Origin of the sequence: Nocardia brasiliensis (assembly GCF_011801125.1) — a bacterium.
Taxonomy (GTDB): domain Bacteria; phylum Actinomycetota; class Actinomycetes; order Mycobacteriales; family Mycobacteriaceae; genus Nocardia; species Nocardia brasiliensis_C.
In genome coordinates this window covers 5,389,261-5,404,995 of sequence record NZ_CP046171.1, presented here as the reverse complement: position 1 = coordinate 5,404,995, position 15,735 = coordinate 5,389,261, and the positions used below count along the sequence as shown (strand labels likewise).

Here is a 15,735-nt window from a genome sequence, read left to right as displayed (position 1 = left end):
GGTGAGCGGGAGGAGGCCGACGGCCAAGCCCGCAACGCCCGCCACCAGCGCGGCGGCCGCGGGTCGTACGGCGTTCACTGCCCGCTCCGGCCCTCTTTGAGGCGAGTGTAGATGGTGTCGATGCCCCACCAGGTGAGTCGGCCGGCGATGGACATGTAGAGGAAGAACACGATGTAGACCAGGATCGCACCGTAGTTGTCGGCCCAGCCCGGCATGCGGTTGAGGTGCGCGAACGCAACGAGGAGCAGCACCACACCGAATGCGAGCGCACCGGCCGCGACGAAGGCGGGGTTCAGCGGTCGCGATGCCGATTCGTGCTAGACGACCTCGAGACCAGGGGTGCCGCGACCATAGCGGGGCGGACAGTAGATCCGGGCCACCCCTTCGCACGTCCGCCACCGCCGACTACGCGCTCATCGTGCGCGGCGGCCCTGGATTCACGGGCCAAATGGACTGGCACCTCACCGTTCGTCTGTCTGATGCGTGAGCAGAGCGCCATCGGCGAGCCCCTGACGCATCGAACCCATAGCGAGCCCACCAACTCCGGACCGATCACCACAAACGCCCCGCCCCAGCGGCGGACGCCGCGACGGGATACTCCAGGCCGCTGGTGATCGACACAACGCACGAAGAGCCGCTTATCGAGCTTCCCGACGTGGCCTGACGCCGGAAGGACAAGCCAGGCGTGCTCAGCCGTCTGAGAGCGCGTCCGCGCGGGCCGGCTAGCTCTCCTGACTCGGTGCTTGCCGCAACGATCAGCCAGTGCGCCGGTGGCGACTCGCCCGGTGTCGTGGCGTCGGTCGCGGTGGGCGGCGCTGATCGCGGTCACCGCAGGAGCATGACCGGTACAGCGGTGCGGCCCCTGGGCGCATCCTGGCAATGTGCTGTGAACGGGCATGTGCGATAGCTGCGAACGGCCGCACGGATCACCGTGCGGCCGTTCGCGTGTCGGGGGCGGTCAGATCTTGCGGATCACCGTGACGACCTTGCCGAGCACCTGTGCGTCGTTACCGGGGATCGGCTCGAACACCGGGTTGTGCGGCATCAGCCAGACGTCCTTGCCGGTGCGCTTGAACGTCTTCACTGTGGCCTCGCCGTCGATCATCGCGGCGACGATGTCGCCGTTGTCGGCGACGTTCTGCTGGCGCACCACCACCCAGTCACCGTCGCAGATGGCGGCGTCGATCATCGACTGGCCGACGACCTTCAGCAGGAACAGCGAACCCTCGCCGACCAATTCGCGCGGCAGCGGGAACACGTCCTCCACCGCCTGCTCGGCCAGGATCGGGCCACCGGCGGCGATCCGGCCGAGCACCGGCACGAACGTCGGGGTCGGCTTGCCGGAATCGGCGGTGGCGCCGTCGGTGTCGTCGACCGGGGCGACGTGCAGGCTGGTGACCGCGCGCCCCACCTCGTCCAGGCCGCGGACGTCCACCGCGCGTGGGCGATTCGGGTCGCGCCGCAGGAATCCCTTGCGCTCCAAGGCGCGTAGCTGGTGCGCGACCGAGGAGGTGGAGGTCAGCCCGACCGCGTCACCGATCTCGCGGATGCTCGGCGGGTAACCGCGCTCGCTGACCGAGCTGCGGATCACCTCCAGCACTTTGCGCTGACGCACGGTGAGATCCGCCCCGGAAATCGCCGAGTCGGCGCCGCCTTCGCTCTCGTCGCCCGTGTCGTCTGTGTGCCTCACCGCAACCGCCCTTCCTTGCTGTGTCCGGGCGGATCCATTGCCCGGCAAATCTCGTGCTCGGCCTGTCGAGAATTTCGTCTTTCTGAATCTAGACCGGTCGTGCCCATGTTTCAAACATCTGTTCGAGGAGTGTCGGGCGTTTCTACTGACTTTGTCGGTGGGTCGTGGTAGAAATCGAACATCAGTTCTTCGAACACCTGAGCGAACAGCATCGAACATGGCACCCACCAGCGGCACCGGATATCGGCGCTACCGAAGCGTCCGGTCCTACCGAAACGCCCAGCTCAACCGAATCAGCTCGACCACAGACGGAGCACCCACCACGGAGGTTTGTCCGATGAGCACTGCGATCAGCGATATCAAGACGGAGATCGACGCGACACGCAAGAGTGTCGCGTTGCGTGTCGGCGACGGCCTCGCGCTCGATCCTCGCGAGGTCGGTGCCGAGGAGATCGATCAGGCCTTCGCGACCGTGCCCCGGGTGCATCGCGGCACCCTGCGTACCCGGACCCTGGACTCGACGCGCTCCGTGGTCGATCGCCGCCCGCCCGGCGCGCGCCCCGGCGGTGTCGCCGTGTACGACCGTGGCACAAGGACTTCCGCGGTGCGCCGGGCTCGCGGCGCGCACCCCGGTGAACTCGTCGAGCAGGCGCAGGTCGGTTTCGCGGTGCTGGCGATCGCGGCCCTGCTGAGCGCCCTGGTCGTCGCCACCCTGCTCACCCTCGCGCACCTGCGCGCGGGCGACTGGGGTGCCGAGACCGTCCCCGCCCCCGGTCACTCCCTTTCGGTCGACGGAGAATCGGGACCGCTTCTGCCTCAGGAACTTCCGGCGCCGCGCTGAGCGTCCGGCCGCACCGCTTCGCAGGGGGAGGTGGTGGGGCCGCGACAGAGGTGATGGGTTTCGGCTTGTGGTGCGGCGGTGTGGTCGCACCGACGAAGGAATTCGGGTTATCGGCCCGCAAAGTGGCCGGAATTGTCGATTGCTGTCTGGGACATGTTGCTAGTGTGCTGGCACGCGATCTGGCAGGGGTCCTTGCCAGACGTGGCCTTCGTCGGACGAGCGAACTCGGGACAGCCAGCAATGACGCAGATCGCCACCACCGGACGCTCGGTCCGGCTTCTTGTCGGAATCGCCGGGCTCGCCCTGTGTCTCGTGTTCGGGATCGGTGCGATGCCGGCCGCGCACGCGACGCCCGCCTACACGACATTGCTCGAGCTGCCCGCGGTCAACGGAGACGGCGCGGGCGGCGGTGGACTGAATCCGGCGCTGCCCCTTGACGAACCGACGTTGTCCGCGGCCCTCGAGCAGGCGCGAGCCGACGGGGTGCCGCCGCGCCGGTACGCGACGCTGCTGCACCAGTACTGGCTGGTGGTGGCGACGCGCAACGCCGATATCGACCTGGCGGGCTGGGATCCGGCGCGCGGCGTGCGGGCCAACGAACGCACCTTCAACCAGGTGTACGTCAACTATCTGCGGCTGACCACGCAGCATCCGGAGTTCTACTGGGCCGGGCTGGCCGGGATCGCGGGCGGCTCGTTCGCCTCCGGCTTCTTCGACATGAGCGACGTGGGTGTGGTGCTCGACGTGCCCGGCATCCATCAGCTCGGCAACGCGGTCGCCGATCTGCTGCGCAACACGCCACCGGAGCTGGTGCGCGCGTTGCCTTCCGATATCGCCCTGCTCGCCGCCGAGGGCGCCCGGCTCAGCGCCGAAGACGTCGCCTGGTACCAGACCCGGCTGATGATCATGCAGAAGCACATCTTCACCGACCTGGTTCCGATGCACGAGGCGTACGTGGCGCTCGGCATGCGCGGGATCGACGAGATGACTGAGGCGGGCATACTCGACGCCGACATCCACACCGCGTGGCAGTCGATCGCGCGCGGCACGCAGGACGGCTACATCGACGCGCTGATACGGATGACCGATCGCGAACAGAACCGGGTGATCGCCGACCAGTGGGACGAGACCTCGGCCGGCCGTGCCCCGATCGGGCGCGTGCTCACCTACGTGAGCACGATCGCGGGCAAGCCCGCCGTCCCCGGCGTGCGCGCGCCCGGCGTGTTCGCGCCGACGACGGTCCGTGCCGAGCTCGGTGGCCGCACACTCACGCTGCGCACCCCGCTGCCCGACTTCAACTGGGCCGACCGCGACACGCGGTGGACCTACATCACCGGTGACCTCGTGCCGCGCCACATCGACCTGGAACAGAACCCGGTGCTCGGGCCCGCCGTGCTCGGCGAGCCGTTCTGGAACAAACTCGCCCGAGGGCGGCTCATTCCGCGCCTGCCCGAGTTGATCGCCGACCTGACCTCGCAGTGGCAGGTGCTCGGCTGAGTGCGCCCGTACGGGCCGATGACGGTGGTGCTACCGGGGTGAGTGCGACGACCCGGGGGCCCGGACAGGTATCCTCGAAGTGCTATGCAGGTATTCCGCGTATCGTCTGAGGTTTACCTGGTGCCGGGGTCTAGGCCCCTGTACACGTGCTCGCCGGGACGGTCACCCCGATCGGTAGCCGGGCCGGCCGCGAGCACTCGCATCGACGAAGGATCTCTCGGATGCATTGCCCGTACTGCCGACACCCAGACTCCCGGGTGGTGGACTCGCGTGAGGCCGACGAAGGCGCGGCCATCCGCCGTCGCCGCGCGTGCCCGCACTGTGGGCGGCGGTTCAGCACCGTGGAAACCGCGATCCTGTCCGTGGTCAAGCGCAGTGGCGTCACCGAGCCGTTCAGCCGGGAGAAGGTCATTCGCGGTGTGCGCCGCGCCTGCCAGGGCCGCGAGGTCGACGACGACGCACTGAACCTGCTCGCGCAGAAGGTGGAAGACGCCGTGCGCGCCAAGGGTTCTCCGGAAGTGCCGAGCCACGAGGTCGGCCTGGCCATCCTCGGTCCGCTGCGCGACCTGGACGAGGTCGCCTACTTGCGCTTCGCGTCGGTGTACCGCTCGTTCACCTCCGCGGAGGATTTCGAACGCGAGATCAGAGAGATGCGCCAGGCCCGAGCCGACGCCGCCATGGTGTCCGCCGAGTAGTCGCCTGTCCCGCACCGGAAGCCGCGCCCACCCGGCGTGCTCGAACCCGACCGCCGACCCTGTCGCGGTGGTCAGGCCCTCCGCCTTGCCGGGCGACGAGCTGAACCGCGGCGTATCCAGCCGGACCTATGGCACGGGGCCTAGCGGCGGACCGCGGCGATGGCGCGCTCGATGCGCTTGGCGGACACCGGGTATGGGGTGCCGAGCTTCTGCGCGAAGAGGCTGACCCGGAATTCCTCCAGCATCCACCAGATCTCGGTGACGGCCGCGGTGGCTCGGCGATTCTCCGGCAGGGCGTTGACGAGGCGGTCGTAGGCGGCGAGGGCGCGATCGAGCTCGACCATGCTCTGCCGGTCACGGACCGCGGAGCCGGGCAGGGCCTCCAGTCGGACGCGCGCGCCCTGTAGATACCGCGGGAGTTCGCGTAATCGGGTGCTGCCCCACTCGGAGACGAATCCGGGGAAGACCAGATTGTCGAGCTGATCGCGCACGTCGTCGGCGATATCGCGCTCGGCGGTGTCGGCCAGCGCGGACGAGACCCGGTGTGCCTCAGCGAGAATCGGGACGACCAGGCGTACCAGCCGGGCGACCGCGGACGTGAGATCCGGCCGGATCCTCGCGACCAGCGCGGTGAAATCGTCGGGGTTGCGCACAGGCCCGCCCGCCGCGGCGATGAGCTCGTCGGCGGCCGCCGCCCGGCAGTCCTCGACCAGCGCCTCGATCGACCCGTACGGATTCTGGCTCAGCGCAAGCCGATCCGTGGGCGGCAGGCTCGCGGTGACGGTGCGCACCGAGGTCGGTATGGCGTTGAGCACCAGCGCACGGGTGCCCGCCCGCATCGCACTGGCTTGCGCGGCAGGCGAACTGAGCACGCGCACGGCCACGCCGTCGCCCTCGGGCACCAGCGCGGGATAGCCGGTAACGGTCTGTCCCGCGACCTCGCGCCGCACCGTCGGCTCGATCGTGCCGAGCGACTCCGAGGTCCACACGGCGGCGGGCGCGCGTTCGGCGCCCGCGGTCGCCCGCGCCACCGAGGCGGAGACCTGTTCGGCCAAGCGGGTTTTCAACGCCTGCAGGCTCTTGCCGCTGGCCAGCACCCGGCCCTGGGCGTCGACGGCCGCGAACGTCATCCGCAGATGATCGGGTAGCGCGCTCGGGTCCAGGTCGCTCGGGTCGATGGTGATCGAGCCCAGGCGCGAGAGTTCCCGCGCCAGCCCGGTGCGCAGCGGCTCCGCGCGCGGGGTGAGTGCGGCCAGTGCCGCGGCCGCGAAATCCGGTGCGGGAACGACACTGCGGCGCATCGCCTTCGGCAGGGTCTTGATCAACGCCGCGGCCAGTTCGTCGCGCATGCCCGGCACCAGCCAGTCGAAGCCGACCGCGCGCACGTGCGCGAGCTGTTCCACCGGGATGCGCACGGTGACGCCGTCCTCCTCCTGACCCGGCTCGAACTGATAGGTCAGCGGGAAGCTGAGTTCGCCCTGACGCCACGCGTCGGGGAAGTCGGATGGGTCGAGTGCCGCGGCGTTCTCGTTGATCACGGTGGCGGTGGAGAAGTCGAGCAACGCGGGGTCTTTGCGGGACGCGCCCTTCCACCACTTGTCGAAATGCCGCACCGAGACGATGTCGGCGGGCACTCGCTTGTCATAGAACTCGAACAGCACGTCGTCGTCGACCAGGATGTCGCGGCGGCGCGCGCGATGCTCCAGATCGGCGACGTCGTCGATCAATTCGCGATTGCGATGGAAGAACTCGTGGCGGGTCTGCCACTCGCCCTGCACCAGCGCGTGCCGGAGGAACAGCTCGCGCGAGAGCTCCTGGTCGATCCGGCCGTAGTCGACCTGCCTGCCGGTCACGAGCGGGATGCCGTAGAGGGTGACCCGCTCGTAGGCGCTGGCCGCACCGCGCTTGGCCGACCAATGCGGCTCGGAATAGGTACGTTTCACCAGATCGCCGGCGAGCCGTTCGGCCCACTCCGGTTCCACCTTGGCCGCCATCCGGCCCCACAGGCGCGAGGTCTCGACCAGTTCGGCCGCCATCACCCAGCGCGGTGGTTTCTTCGCCAGCGACGAACCGGGGAAGATCATGAACTTCGCGTTGCGCGCACCGAGGAACTCGCGTGATTCCGCCTCGCGCACACCGATGTGCGAGAGCATACCCGCCAGCAGGGCCTGATGGATGCCGACGGAATCCCAAGGCATGTCGTCGGATTCGAGCGCCGCGCGGTGCGCGGCCTGCGGCACGTTGCCCCGGCGTCCCCGTTTCGGCCCGCCCCGGGCCGGGTCGGTGTCCCGCCGCGCGGCCGAAGCGCTGCCATGACGGGGCCCGCGACCGCGCCCCGGGCTATCGGATTGCCCACGGCGCGCACCGTTTCCGGCCGCACCCTGATCCGCACGCCGCGCACGCGCCTCGCCTTCGCCCGCCCGCGACCGGCCCGAATCCTGTTCGGTGCCATCGGCAGACCAGCCGAGGCCCTTGGTGATCGTGCGCAACTGCCCGTGCAGGTCCTGCCACTCCCTGATGCGCAGGTAGTGCAGGAACTCCTCCCGGCACATCCGCCGGAACTGATTCGACGACAGCGACTTGCGCTGCTCGGTCAGATAGTCCCAGAGCCGAAGGTAGGCAAGGAAATCCGAGCCTTCGACGACGAATCGGGCGTGCTTGGCGTCGGCGGCCTGCTGATGATCGGCCGGGCGTTCGCGCACATCCTGGATCGATAGCGCCGCCACGATGATCAGCACCTCGGCCAGGCAACCGGTGCCGTGCGCCTCGACCAGCATCCTGGCCATGCGCGGGTCGACCGGCAACTGCGCCATGTCCCGGCCGATCGGGGTGAGCGTCAATCCGTGGTCGTCGGTGCGTGATTCGGCTCCCGACTTGGCGTCGGACCGCCTGCCCAGCGCGCCGAGCTCCTCTAGCAGCGCGATGCCGTCGCGGATCGCCCGCCGGTCCGGCGCCTCAACGAACGGGAAGTTCTCGATGTCACCGAGCCCGAGCGCGGTCATCTGCAGGATGACGGCGGCCAGGTTGGTGCGCAGGATCTCCGGCTCGGTGAACGCGGGCCTGGCCTCGAAGTCGTCCTCGGAGTAGAGCCGGATGCAGATGCCGTCGGCGACGCGGCCACAGCGACCGGCCCGCTGGCGCGCCGAGGCCTGCGACACCTTCTCGATCGGCAGACGTTGCACCTTGGTGCGCATCGAATAGCGCGAGATGCGCGCGGTGCCGGGGTCGATGACGTAGCGGATGCCCGGCACCGTCAGCGAGGTCTCCGCGACGTTGGTCGCCAGCACCACCCGGCGTCCCGGATGCGGTGCGAACACCCGGTGCTGCTCGGCGGTGGACAGGCGGGCGTACAGCGGCAGGATCTCCGTGCGCGGCAGCTTCAGATCACGCAAAGCGTCCGCGGCGTCACGGATCTCGCGTTCACCGGAGAGGAACACCAGCACGTCGCCGTCGCCCTCGGCGAAGAGCTCGGTGACCGCGTCGCCGATGGCGTCGACCGGGTCGCGGTCCACCACCGTGGTGTCCTCGTCGTCCTCGTCGTCGCCGGGCAGTTCGAGCGAGAGCGGCCGGTAACGCAGCTCGACCGGATAGGACCGCCCCGAGACCTCGACTATCGGTGCGGGCGTGCCCTTTTCGTCGGCGAAGTGCCGGGCGAACAGCTCGGGATCGATGGTCGCGGAGGTGATGATCACCTTCAGGTCGGGCCTGCGTGGCAGCAGCTGTTTGAGATACCCGAGCAGGAAGTCGATGTTGAGGCTGCGTTCGTGCGCCTCGTCGATGATGATCGTGTCGTAGCGGCGCAGCAGCCGGTCGCGCTGGATCTCGGCGAGCAGGATGCCGTCGGTCATCAGCTTGATCAGTGTGCGGTCGGAGGCGTGGTCGGTGAACCGGACCGTGTAGCCGACGACGTCGCCGAGTTCGGTGCCCAGTTCTTCGGCGATGCGCTCGGCGACGGTGCGCGCGGCGAGCCTGCGCGGCTGGGTGTGGCCGATCGTGCCGCGGATGCCGCGGCCGAGTTCGAGGCAGATCTTCGGGATCTGGGTGGTCTTGCCCGAGCCCGTCTCGCCTGCCACGATCACCACCTGATGCGCGGCGATCGCGGCGGCGATGTCGTCGCGGCGCTGGGTGACGGGCAGCTGCTCCGGATAGCCGATCCGCGGCACGGCCGCGCGGCGAGCCTCGACGCGCAGTTCCGCGGCGGCGATCTCCGCCTCGACCGCGGCGAGGTCGGCGCCGCGCGCCCGGTCGAGCCGGCGGCGCAGCCGGTATTCGTCGCGGAGGGAGAGATTCGCCAGGCGGGTGCGGAGCTCGCGGGGTCCGGTATCAGCTGTCCTGGTCATCGCATCGTCAAGCCTAGCGAAGCACGGCAACCGGAATTTCCGGCAGGCGGCGCGCCCGGGTTGTCCCCGCTGTGCGGCTCGTCCTGATCTGCCGGGGAAATGGGGGCTGATATGCGAGGATCGGGCGATGAGCGCCGATACGGGCACGGCTTTGTTCTATCGGATTCTGCGGGTGGCCTTCGGTGTGCTCGGCATCGTCGCGCTGGCCTGGATCCCGTTGCGCAACCTGCACGAGGCGGCGTTTTCCACGGGAAACTACTTCAGCTTCTTCACCATTGAGTCGAACGTCATCGGGGTGGTCGTGCTGCTGATCGGCGGCCTGCGCGATCCGCGGGGGCACCGCTGGCAGGTGCTACGCGGCGCTGCCACCCTGTATCTGCTCATCACCGCCGTGGTCTACGCGGTGCTGCTGGCGAACATCGACGTGATGCTGACCGATCGCTGGATCAACGACATCCTGCACCGGGTGCTGCCGATCGTGCTGGTCGCCGACTGGGTGCTGGTGCCATCGCGGGTGCGGGTCGCGCTGTCGCCGCGGCTGGTGGCGCTGTGGTTGATCTATCCGCTGGTCTATGGCGTCTACACGCTGATCCGCGGTCCGATCGTGGACTGGTACCCGTATCCGTTCATCGATCCCCGAGGTCAGGGCTACGTCTCGCTGACCATCGGCCTGATCGTGCTGACCGGCGTCTTCGCCCTGCTCGCCGTCGCCGTCGCCGCGGTCGGCGGCCGGGCCCGTTACGGCGGGTCGTGAGCGCGTCATGCGCGCGCGGGGCGGGTCATGAGCGAACGAAGAGAGCGAATCATGACACAGTGTGCGTCGCGCATGGCGCAGTCATGAGTGGGCACGGCGAACGTGGCACTGGCCATATCGGGGCGGCGGGATTCGCTGGGGGAGGCCTGCCTGGGGTAAAGGTGGACATATGAACTCGCTGTGGCACGGATTCGCCGATATGGGTGCGGTCGAGCGGGACGGCGCGTTCGTCGTCGCCCGGGGCGAGGGCGCCTATATCTACGATGCCGCGGGCAAGCGCTACCTCGACGCCACCGCCGGACTGTGGTTCACCAACGTCGGGCACGGGCGCGGCGAGATCGCCGACGCGGTCGCCGCCCAGCTGCGCCAGATCGCGCACTACTCCAACTTCGGCGACTTCGCCGAGCCCGCCACCCAGGAACTCGCCGAGCGGCTCTCCGCGCTGGCGCCGGTGCCGGGCAGCAAGATCTTCTTCACCTCCGGCGGCTCGGACTCGGTGGACACCGCGGCCAAGCTGGCCCGTCGGTACTGGCACGAGCTCGGCAGGCCGGACAAGACGATCGTGGTCGGGCGCAGCAAGGCATATCACGGCATGCATGTCGCGGGCACCGCGCTGGCAGGCATCCCGGTCAACCGCGAAGGCTACGGCGAGCTGATGGCCGACGCGCGCACCGTCGACTGGGACGACGCCAAGGCGCTGCTCGCGCTGATCGAGGAGATCGGCGCCGAACGGATCGCCGCGTTCTTCTGTGAGCCCATCATCGGCGCGGGCGGCATCTACCTGCCGCCGCAGGGCTACCTCGCCGAGGTGCGCCGGATCTGCCGCGACCACGACATCCTCTTCGTCGCCGACGAGGTGGTCACCGGGTTCGGCCGGATCGGCGGCTCGTGGTTCGCCTCGTCGCGCTTCGACCTCGAGCCCGACCTGATGACCACCGCGAAGGGCCTCACCTCCGGGTACCTGCCGATGGGCGCGGTGTTCATCGCCCCGCGCGTGGCCGAACCGTTCTTCAGCGGCGGTGTCTGGTGGCGGCACGGCTACACCTACGGCGGGCACGCGGGGTCGGCCGCCGCGGCGCTGGCCAACCTCGACATCGTCGAGCGGGAGAACCTCCTGGCCGAGGCCGCGCGCCTGGAGTCGACCCTGCACGCGAAGCTGGCGCCGCTGGCCGAGCATCCGCGCGTCGCGGAGATCCGCAGCGGGCTCGGCGCCGTCGCCGCGGTGCAGCTGGTCGATCCCGCCGAGGGCCTTCCCATGGTGAAAACCCTGCGCGCCCACGGCATTTCCAGTCGCGCCGCGGGCCAGGGCGCCATGCAGATCTCGCCGTCGTTCGTCATGACCGACGACCAGGTCGACGAGCTGGTGGCCGGCTTCGCCGCGGCCCTCGGCTGAGCCGCGGACCTCAGAGCGTGCGCGTCAGGAACGCGCTGTAGGGGTCGAGCCGGTAGTCGCCGAACGGCGGGCACGGCTCGAAACCGTATGCGGCATAGAGCCGCCGGGCGGGAGCGAAGTACTCCGGCGTCCCGGTCTCCAGACTGACCCGGCGATAGCCGCGTGCGGTGGCCTCGGTCAGCAGGTGCCGTAGCAGGATCGAGGCGACGCCGCGGCGCCGGTGGGTCGCCGCGGTGCGCATGGATTTGATCTCGGCGTGCGCGGTGTCCAGCGCTACGAGCGCGGCGCAGCCCGCGAGGCGATCGCCGTCCCACCCGCTCCAGAAAGTGACTTCCGGGCGGCGCAACGCGTCCAGGTCCAGCGCGTGCATGCTGTCGGCCGGCGAGTGTGCGGCCATGTCGGCGCGGTGCTCGGTGAGCAGCGCGGCGATCTCCGGCCCGGTCAGGTCGTCGACGACGATCCGCAAGGCGAGTTCGTCCCGAGTCGGCGCTACGGACTGGTCGGTTTCGATGGGCATTTCTCGATCATGCCGGGCCGCCGGGTCGTCCGCATTCGGAAACGAGTGCTCGACGCGGCCGCGGGGACGCGCTTTACTGTGGAGGCGCTTGCCCGCACTCTTCCGATGGACGTGGTTGTCCGGCCAGGGGGTTCGATCATGAAACTCGGCGAGGTCGCGACGCAGGCGGCGCAGGTGGTGCGGCGGGCCGTCGACGAAACCTACTACGCCACCTTGGCGGTGCGGGCCGGGTTGGTGACCCCGGAGTGGCCGGACCGGCTCGCCAGGATGGGGGTGTCGGTCTATCGGTCCGGACTGTTAGGCGGGCTCACCGGTGTCGCCGCGGTGCGCTATCGGGACCGTGCCGCGCTGATCGACGAGCTGGGCACGGTGAGCTTTCGCGAGCTCGACGAGCGCACCACCGCGCTGGCCAACGCCTGGCGGGTGCGCGGCCTGCGCGACGGCGAGACCGTGGCGATCCTGGCCCGCAACCATCGCGGCTTCCACTACGCGGTGTTCGCCGCGGCCAAGTGCGGTGCTCGAATCGTGTTGCTCAACACCGATTTCGCGGGCCCGCAGCTGCGGGAGGTGGTCGCCCGCGAGGGCGCCGACCTGCTGGTCTTCGACGAGGAGTACACCGGCGTCCTCGGCGATCTCACCGCGCCGCGCGGGCGCTACCGGGCCTGGGCCGACGAACCGGGACTCGGCACGCTGGACAACCTGATCGCGGGCGCGCCGCGGACCCCGCTGCGCCGCGCCACCACCACCGCGAAGGTGATCCTGCTGACCAGCGGTACCACCGGCACACCGAAGGGCGCGCCGCGCCGCGAGCCCACTTCGCTCGCGCCGCTGGGCGCACTGCTCGACAAGGTGCCGTTCCGGGCCAGGGAGATCACCGAATGCCCGGCGCCGCTGTTCCATACGCTCGGCTTCGCGCACGTGGCCCTGGCGCTCGGCTTCGGCACCACGCTGGTGCTGCGCCGTCGCTTCGACCCGCAGGCGGTGCTCGACAGCATGCACCGGCATCGCGCCACCGCCCTGGTCGCGGTGCCGGTGATGTTGCGACGCCTGGTCGATCTGGGTCCGCAAGCCCGTGCGGGACACGACTTCTCCGCGTTGCGGATCATCTTCGTCGCGGGCTCGCAGCTCGGCGCGGACCTCTGTGTGCGGGTGACCGAGGCGTTCGGCCCGGTGATCTACAACCTGTACGGCTCCACCGAGGTGGCCTACGCGACCATCGCCACGCCCGCCGACCTGGCCGTCGAGCCCGGCTGCGTGGGCAGTCCCGTCTCCGGCGCCACGGTCAAGATCCTCGATGACGACGGTAACGAGCTGCCGCCGGGACGCACCGGGCGGATCTTCGTCGGCAACGACTTCCAGTTCGAGGGCTACACCGGCGGCGGCGACAAGGCGCGCGTCGGCAAGCTCATGTCCAGCGGCGATGTCGGCCACTTCGACAGCGCGGGCAGGCTTTTCATCGACGGTCGCGACGACGACATGATCGTCTCCGGCGGCGAGAACGTCTTCCCCGGCGAGGTGGAGGAGCTGCTCGCCGCGCACCCGGCCGTCGCGGAGGTGAGCGCGTTCGGTGTGCCCGACGAGCGCTACGGCCAGCGGCTGCGCGCGGTGCTCGTGCTGCGCGACGGACACGCGCTGACCGAGGACGATGTGCGCGATCACGTCAAAGCCCACCTGGCCCGCTTCAAGGTGCCCCGTGACGTGCTGTTCGTCGGCGAACTCCCGCGCAATCCCACCGGCAAGGTGCTCAAACGCGTACTGCGCGAACTGTGACGCGAGGTATGGGTCGCGCCAATTGTCTTGCCGCGGAACCGGTTCACGTGCGTTGAGCGATGTGCCCGCTGCGCTCAGTGCCCCTGGCCGTCGCGCGCGAAGACGCGGCGCAGCACCCCGCCGCGCAGCCCACGGGGCGCGGCCACACTGATGAGCCCGCCGCGGGGCCGCTGTACCGCCTCGACCACGGCGTCGGCGACCGCCACCGGATCGGTGATCGACCCCGCCGCCACGGTGCTGACGGTGACGCCGCGCTCGGCGAGTTCGTGATCGAGTGCCGCGCCGAGTCCGACCACGCCGTGCTTGGTCGCGCAGTACACCGCGACCCCCAGCGCACCGGTCACCCCGGCCGCGGTGCCGATGTTCACGATCTGCCCGTGCCCGTGCCCGTGCCCGTGCCCGTGCCCGTGCCCGTGCCCGTGCCCGTGCCCGTGGCCGGCGAATCGTGCTGCGGCCAAGCGGGTTCCGGTGATGACCGCGCGCAGGTTGACCGCGATCTGGTGGTCGGTCTCGGCCTCGGTCTCGGCGAGGAACGGACCCGACGGCATCACGTCGGCGGCGTTCACCAGCACGTCCAGCCCGCCGAGTTTGCGCGTGGCGTAGTCGAGAAAGCTCGCGAACCGCGCACTGTCGGTGACGTCGAGGGCCAGGCCGAGCACGGTACCGCCGTGCGTCCTGGACAGCTGGTCGGCCACCGCGCGCACCGATCCGACGTCCACGTCGCCGAGGACGATGTCGGCGCCCTCGGCGAGGAAAGCCAGTGCGGTCTCGCGCCCGATGCCGTGCGCGCCCCCGGTGATCGCGATTCGTTTGCCAGTGAGTGTTTTTCGAGACATATAGTTCTGCCCACCTTTGTCTCTTGTCAACGCTAGGGTGTCGCTGAGTGGCGTTCCATGCGATATCGGGTCATGAGTTTGCGCGATCCGGCCAGTGGTCGCGCGGTGGCGAGTCGTGCGGTGGCGTCCATGCCGGCTTCGGCCAATGTTGTTGCGTGTCGTGACCGGCGCGGTGTCGTATTCAGAACCGGTCGGCCGGTTTTATTGCCGTCGCCCAATGGCATTGGGACAACGGAACATACGATCTCCGGCCAAAAACCTTGCGCATATCGGCCATAGCAAGCAACGATGGACACGTGGCCTCATGGGAGTGGCGGCGGTCGGTGACACACGCGGTGATCCTCGTCGAGCTCGGAGAAGATCACGGTCTGACCCAGTCGCAGTGTCTGCACGGCACGCAAGTCGACCCTCGCCTGCTGAAGACGCCCGGTGCGGAAATCACCGCGGCACAGGAGCTGGGCATCGTTCGCAATCTCGTCACGCGGCTGGACGATCCGCCGGGCCTCGGCCTGGAGGCGGGCGCCCGCACGCACATCACCACCCTCGGGGTGTTCGCGCTCGCGGTGCTCAGCAGCCCGACCATGGGCCAGGCCATCGACGTCGCCATGCGCTACTTCAGCCTGATGACCTCGTTCGCGCGCGCCTGGCACGTCTACCGTGGCGAGGAGATCTGGCTCTACGGCGACGACCGTGACCTGCCTACCGACCTGCGTGCCTTCCTCGCCGAGCGCGATGTCTCTGCGCTGCTGACGAATTGGTTCCTGGTGTTCGGCGTGCCGCCGCCGGTGTTGCGCGCCGAGATCGCCGGCGGTCTCGGCCCGCGCCTGGCGCCGATCCTGGCGCAGTTCGAGATCCCGAGCACCGAGTCCGCCGAATTGCAGCTGGCCGTGTTCGACGCCGCCGATGTCGACGAGCCGATGCCGCAGGCGAGCCCGCTCACCGCCCAGCTCTTCGAGGAGCAGTGCGACGAGCTGCTACAGCGTCGCGGCCTGCGGCAGGGGGTGGCCGGTTCGGTGCGCTCGGTGCTCATGCACCGGATGAACGGCAGACTCAGTCAGGAGGAGGTCGCCGCCGGGCTGCACATGAGCCTGCGCACCATGCGCAGGCGACTGGCCGAGGAGGGCACCTCCTATCGCCGACTTTGTGCGGAGACCTTCGGCACCCTCGCCGAGGAACTGCTCGCCACCGGCCTGACCGTCGAGGACGTCGCCTACCGGATGGGATATTCGGGCGCGCCGAGCTTTTCGAACGCGTTCAAACAGTGGCGGGGTGTGTCGCCCGGTCGCTTCGCGCGGACCGCCGCCGACCGGTATCGCACCTCGGTGCCCCACTGACCTGTCGCGGTCGTTCCCCAGTTCCGTTCGATGCGAGCATGGTGGGGACAGGTCCCGGTCGCCGCGAC

Annotated in this window: 12 protein-coding genes; 7 read left to right on the top strand and 5 right to left on the bottom strand. The window is 69.5% G+C overall.

Annotation, left to right across the window (positions count from 1 at the left end; translation table 11 throughout):
* Positions 1-74: 74 nt before the first annotated feature.
* Together F5X71_RS24395 and lexA are read right to left on the bottom strand one after the other, a co-directional pair.
* Positions 75-251, bottom strand: a complete 177-nt coding sequence (locus tag F5X71_RS24395) for a hypothetical protein (RefSeq protein WP_167464124.1) — start codon at positions 249-251, stop codon at positions 75-77.
* A gap of 707 nt (positions 252-958) precedes the next feature.
* Complete coding sequence (lexA, locus tag F5X71_RS24390) at positions 959-1,636, bottom strand: transcriptional repressor LexA (RefSeq protein WP_167466696.1); 678 nt, start codon at positions 1,634-1,636, stop codon at positions 959-961.
* A 391-nt stretch (positions 1,637-2,027) separates the two neighbouring features.
* Between lexA and F5X71_RS24385 the strand changes: the two genes are divergently transcribed.
* From F5X71_RS24385 to nrdR, 3 genes are all read left to right on the top strand, one after another.
* Entirely contained in the window at positions 2,028-2,531 is a 504-nt protein-coding gene (locus tag F5X71_RS24385) for a hypothetical protein (protein ID WP_167464123.1), read from the top strand.
* Between the two features lie 240 nt (positions 2,532-2,771).
* Positions 2,772-4,028 (top strand): hypothetical protein, encoded by a 1,257-nt coding sequence (locus F5X71_RS24380; RefSeq protein WP_167464122.1) that lies wholly within the window; start codon positions 2,772-2,774, stop codon positions 4,026-4,028.
* A 221-nt stretch (positions 4,029-4,249) separates the two neighbouring features.
* On the top strand, positions 4,250-4,723 hold the full coding sequence (gene nrdR / locus F5X71_RS24375) for a transcriptional regulator NrdR (protein WP_167464121.1): 474 nt from the start codon (positions 4,250-4,252) through the stop codon (positions 4,721-4,723).
* A gap of 140 nt (positions 4,724-4,863) precedes the next feature.
* On the opposite strand, the gene hrpA is transcribed toward nrdR, so the two are convergent.
* Complete coding sequence (gene hrpA, locus F5X71_RS24370; protein WP_167464120.1) at positions 4,864-9,063, bottom strand: ATP-dependent RNA helicase HrpA; 4,200 nt, start codon at positions 9,061-9,063, stop codon at positions 4,864-4,866.
* A 127-nt stretch (positions 9,064-9,190) separates the two neighbouring features.
* Between hrpA and F5X71_RS24365 the strand changes: the two genes are divergently transcribed.
* Both F5X71_RS24365 and F5X71_RS24360 read left to right on the top strand, forming a co-directional pair.
* Positions 9,191-9,817, top strand: coding sequence for a Pr6Pr family membrane protein (locus F5X71_RS24365; protein ID WP_167464119.1), 627 nt, complete (start codon positions 9,191-9,193; stop codon positions 9,815-9,817).
* A 169-nt stretch (positions 9,818-9,986) separates the two neighbouring features.
* Complete coding sequence (locus tag F5X71_RS24360) at positions 9,987-11,210, top strand: aspartate aminotransferase family protein (RefSeq protein ID WP_167464118.1); 1,224 nt, start codon at positions 9,987-9,989, stop codon at positions 11,208-11,210.
* Positions 11,211-11,220: 10 nt separating this feature from the next.
* Here the strand turns inward: F5X71_RS24360 and F5X71_RS24355 are convergent, their stop codons facing one another.
* On the bottom strand, positions 11,221-11,727 hold the full coding sequence (locus F5X71_RS24355) for a GNAT family N-acetyltransferase (protein WP_238815445.1): 507 nt from the start codon (positions 11,725-11,727) through the stop codon (positions 11,221-11,223).
* A gap of 138 nt (positions 11,728-11,865) precedes the next feature.
* Here F5X71_RS24355 and F5X71_RS24350 point away from each other — a divergent pair, with 138 nt between their 5' ends.
* Complete coding sequence (locus F5X71_RS24350) at positions 11,866-13,497, top strand: acyl-CoA synthetase (RefSeq protein ID WP_167464117.1); 1,632 nt, start codon at positions 11,866-11,868, stop codon at positions 13,495-13,497.
* A gap of 74 nt (positions 13,498-13,571) precedes the next feature.
* Here the strand turns inward: F5X71_RS24350 and F5X71_RS24345 are convergent, their stop codons facing one another.
* Positions 13,572-14,333 carry an SDR family NAD(P)-dependent oxidoreductase gene (locus F5X71_RS24345; protein ID WP_167464116.1) on the bottom strand — a complete coding sequence of 254 codons (762 nt, stop codon included), beginning with the start codon at positions 14,331-14,333 and terminating at the stop codon, positions 13,572-13,574.
* A 296-nt stretch (positions 14,334-14,629) separates the two neighbouring features.
* Here F5X71_RS24345 and F5X71_RS24340 point away from each other — a divergent pair, with 296 nt between their 5' ends.
* A complete protein-coding gene (locus tag F5X71_RS24340; protein ID WP_238815444.1) occupies positions 14,630-15,667 on the top strand; it encodes an AraC family transcriptional regulator in 1,038 nt (345 codons plus the stop codon).
* Positions 15,668-15,735 lie beyond the last annotated feature (68 nt).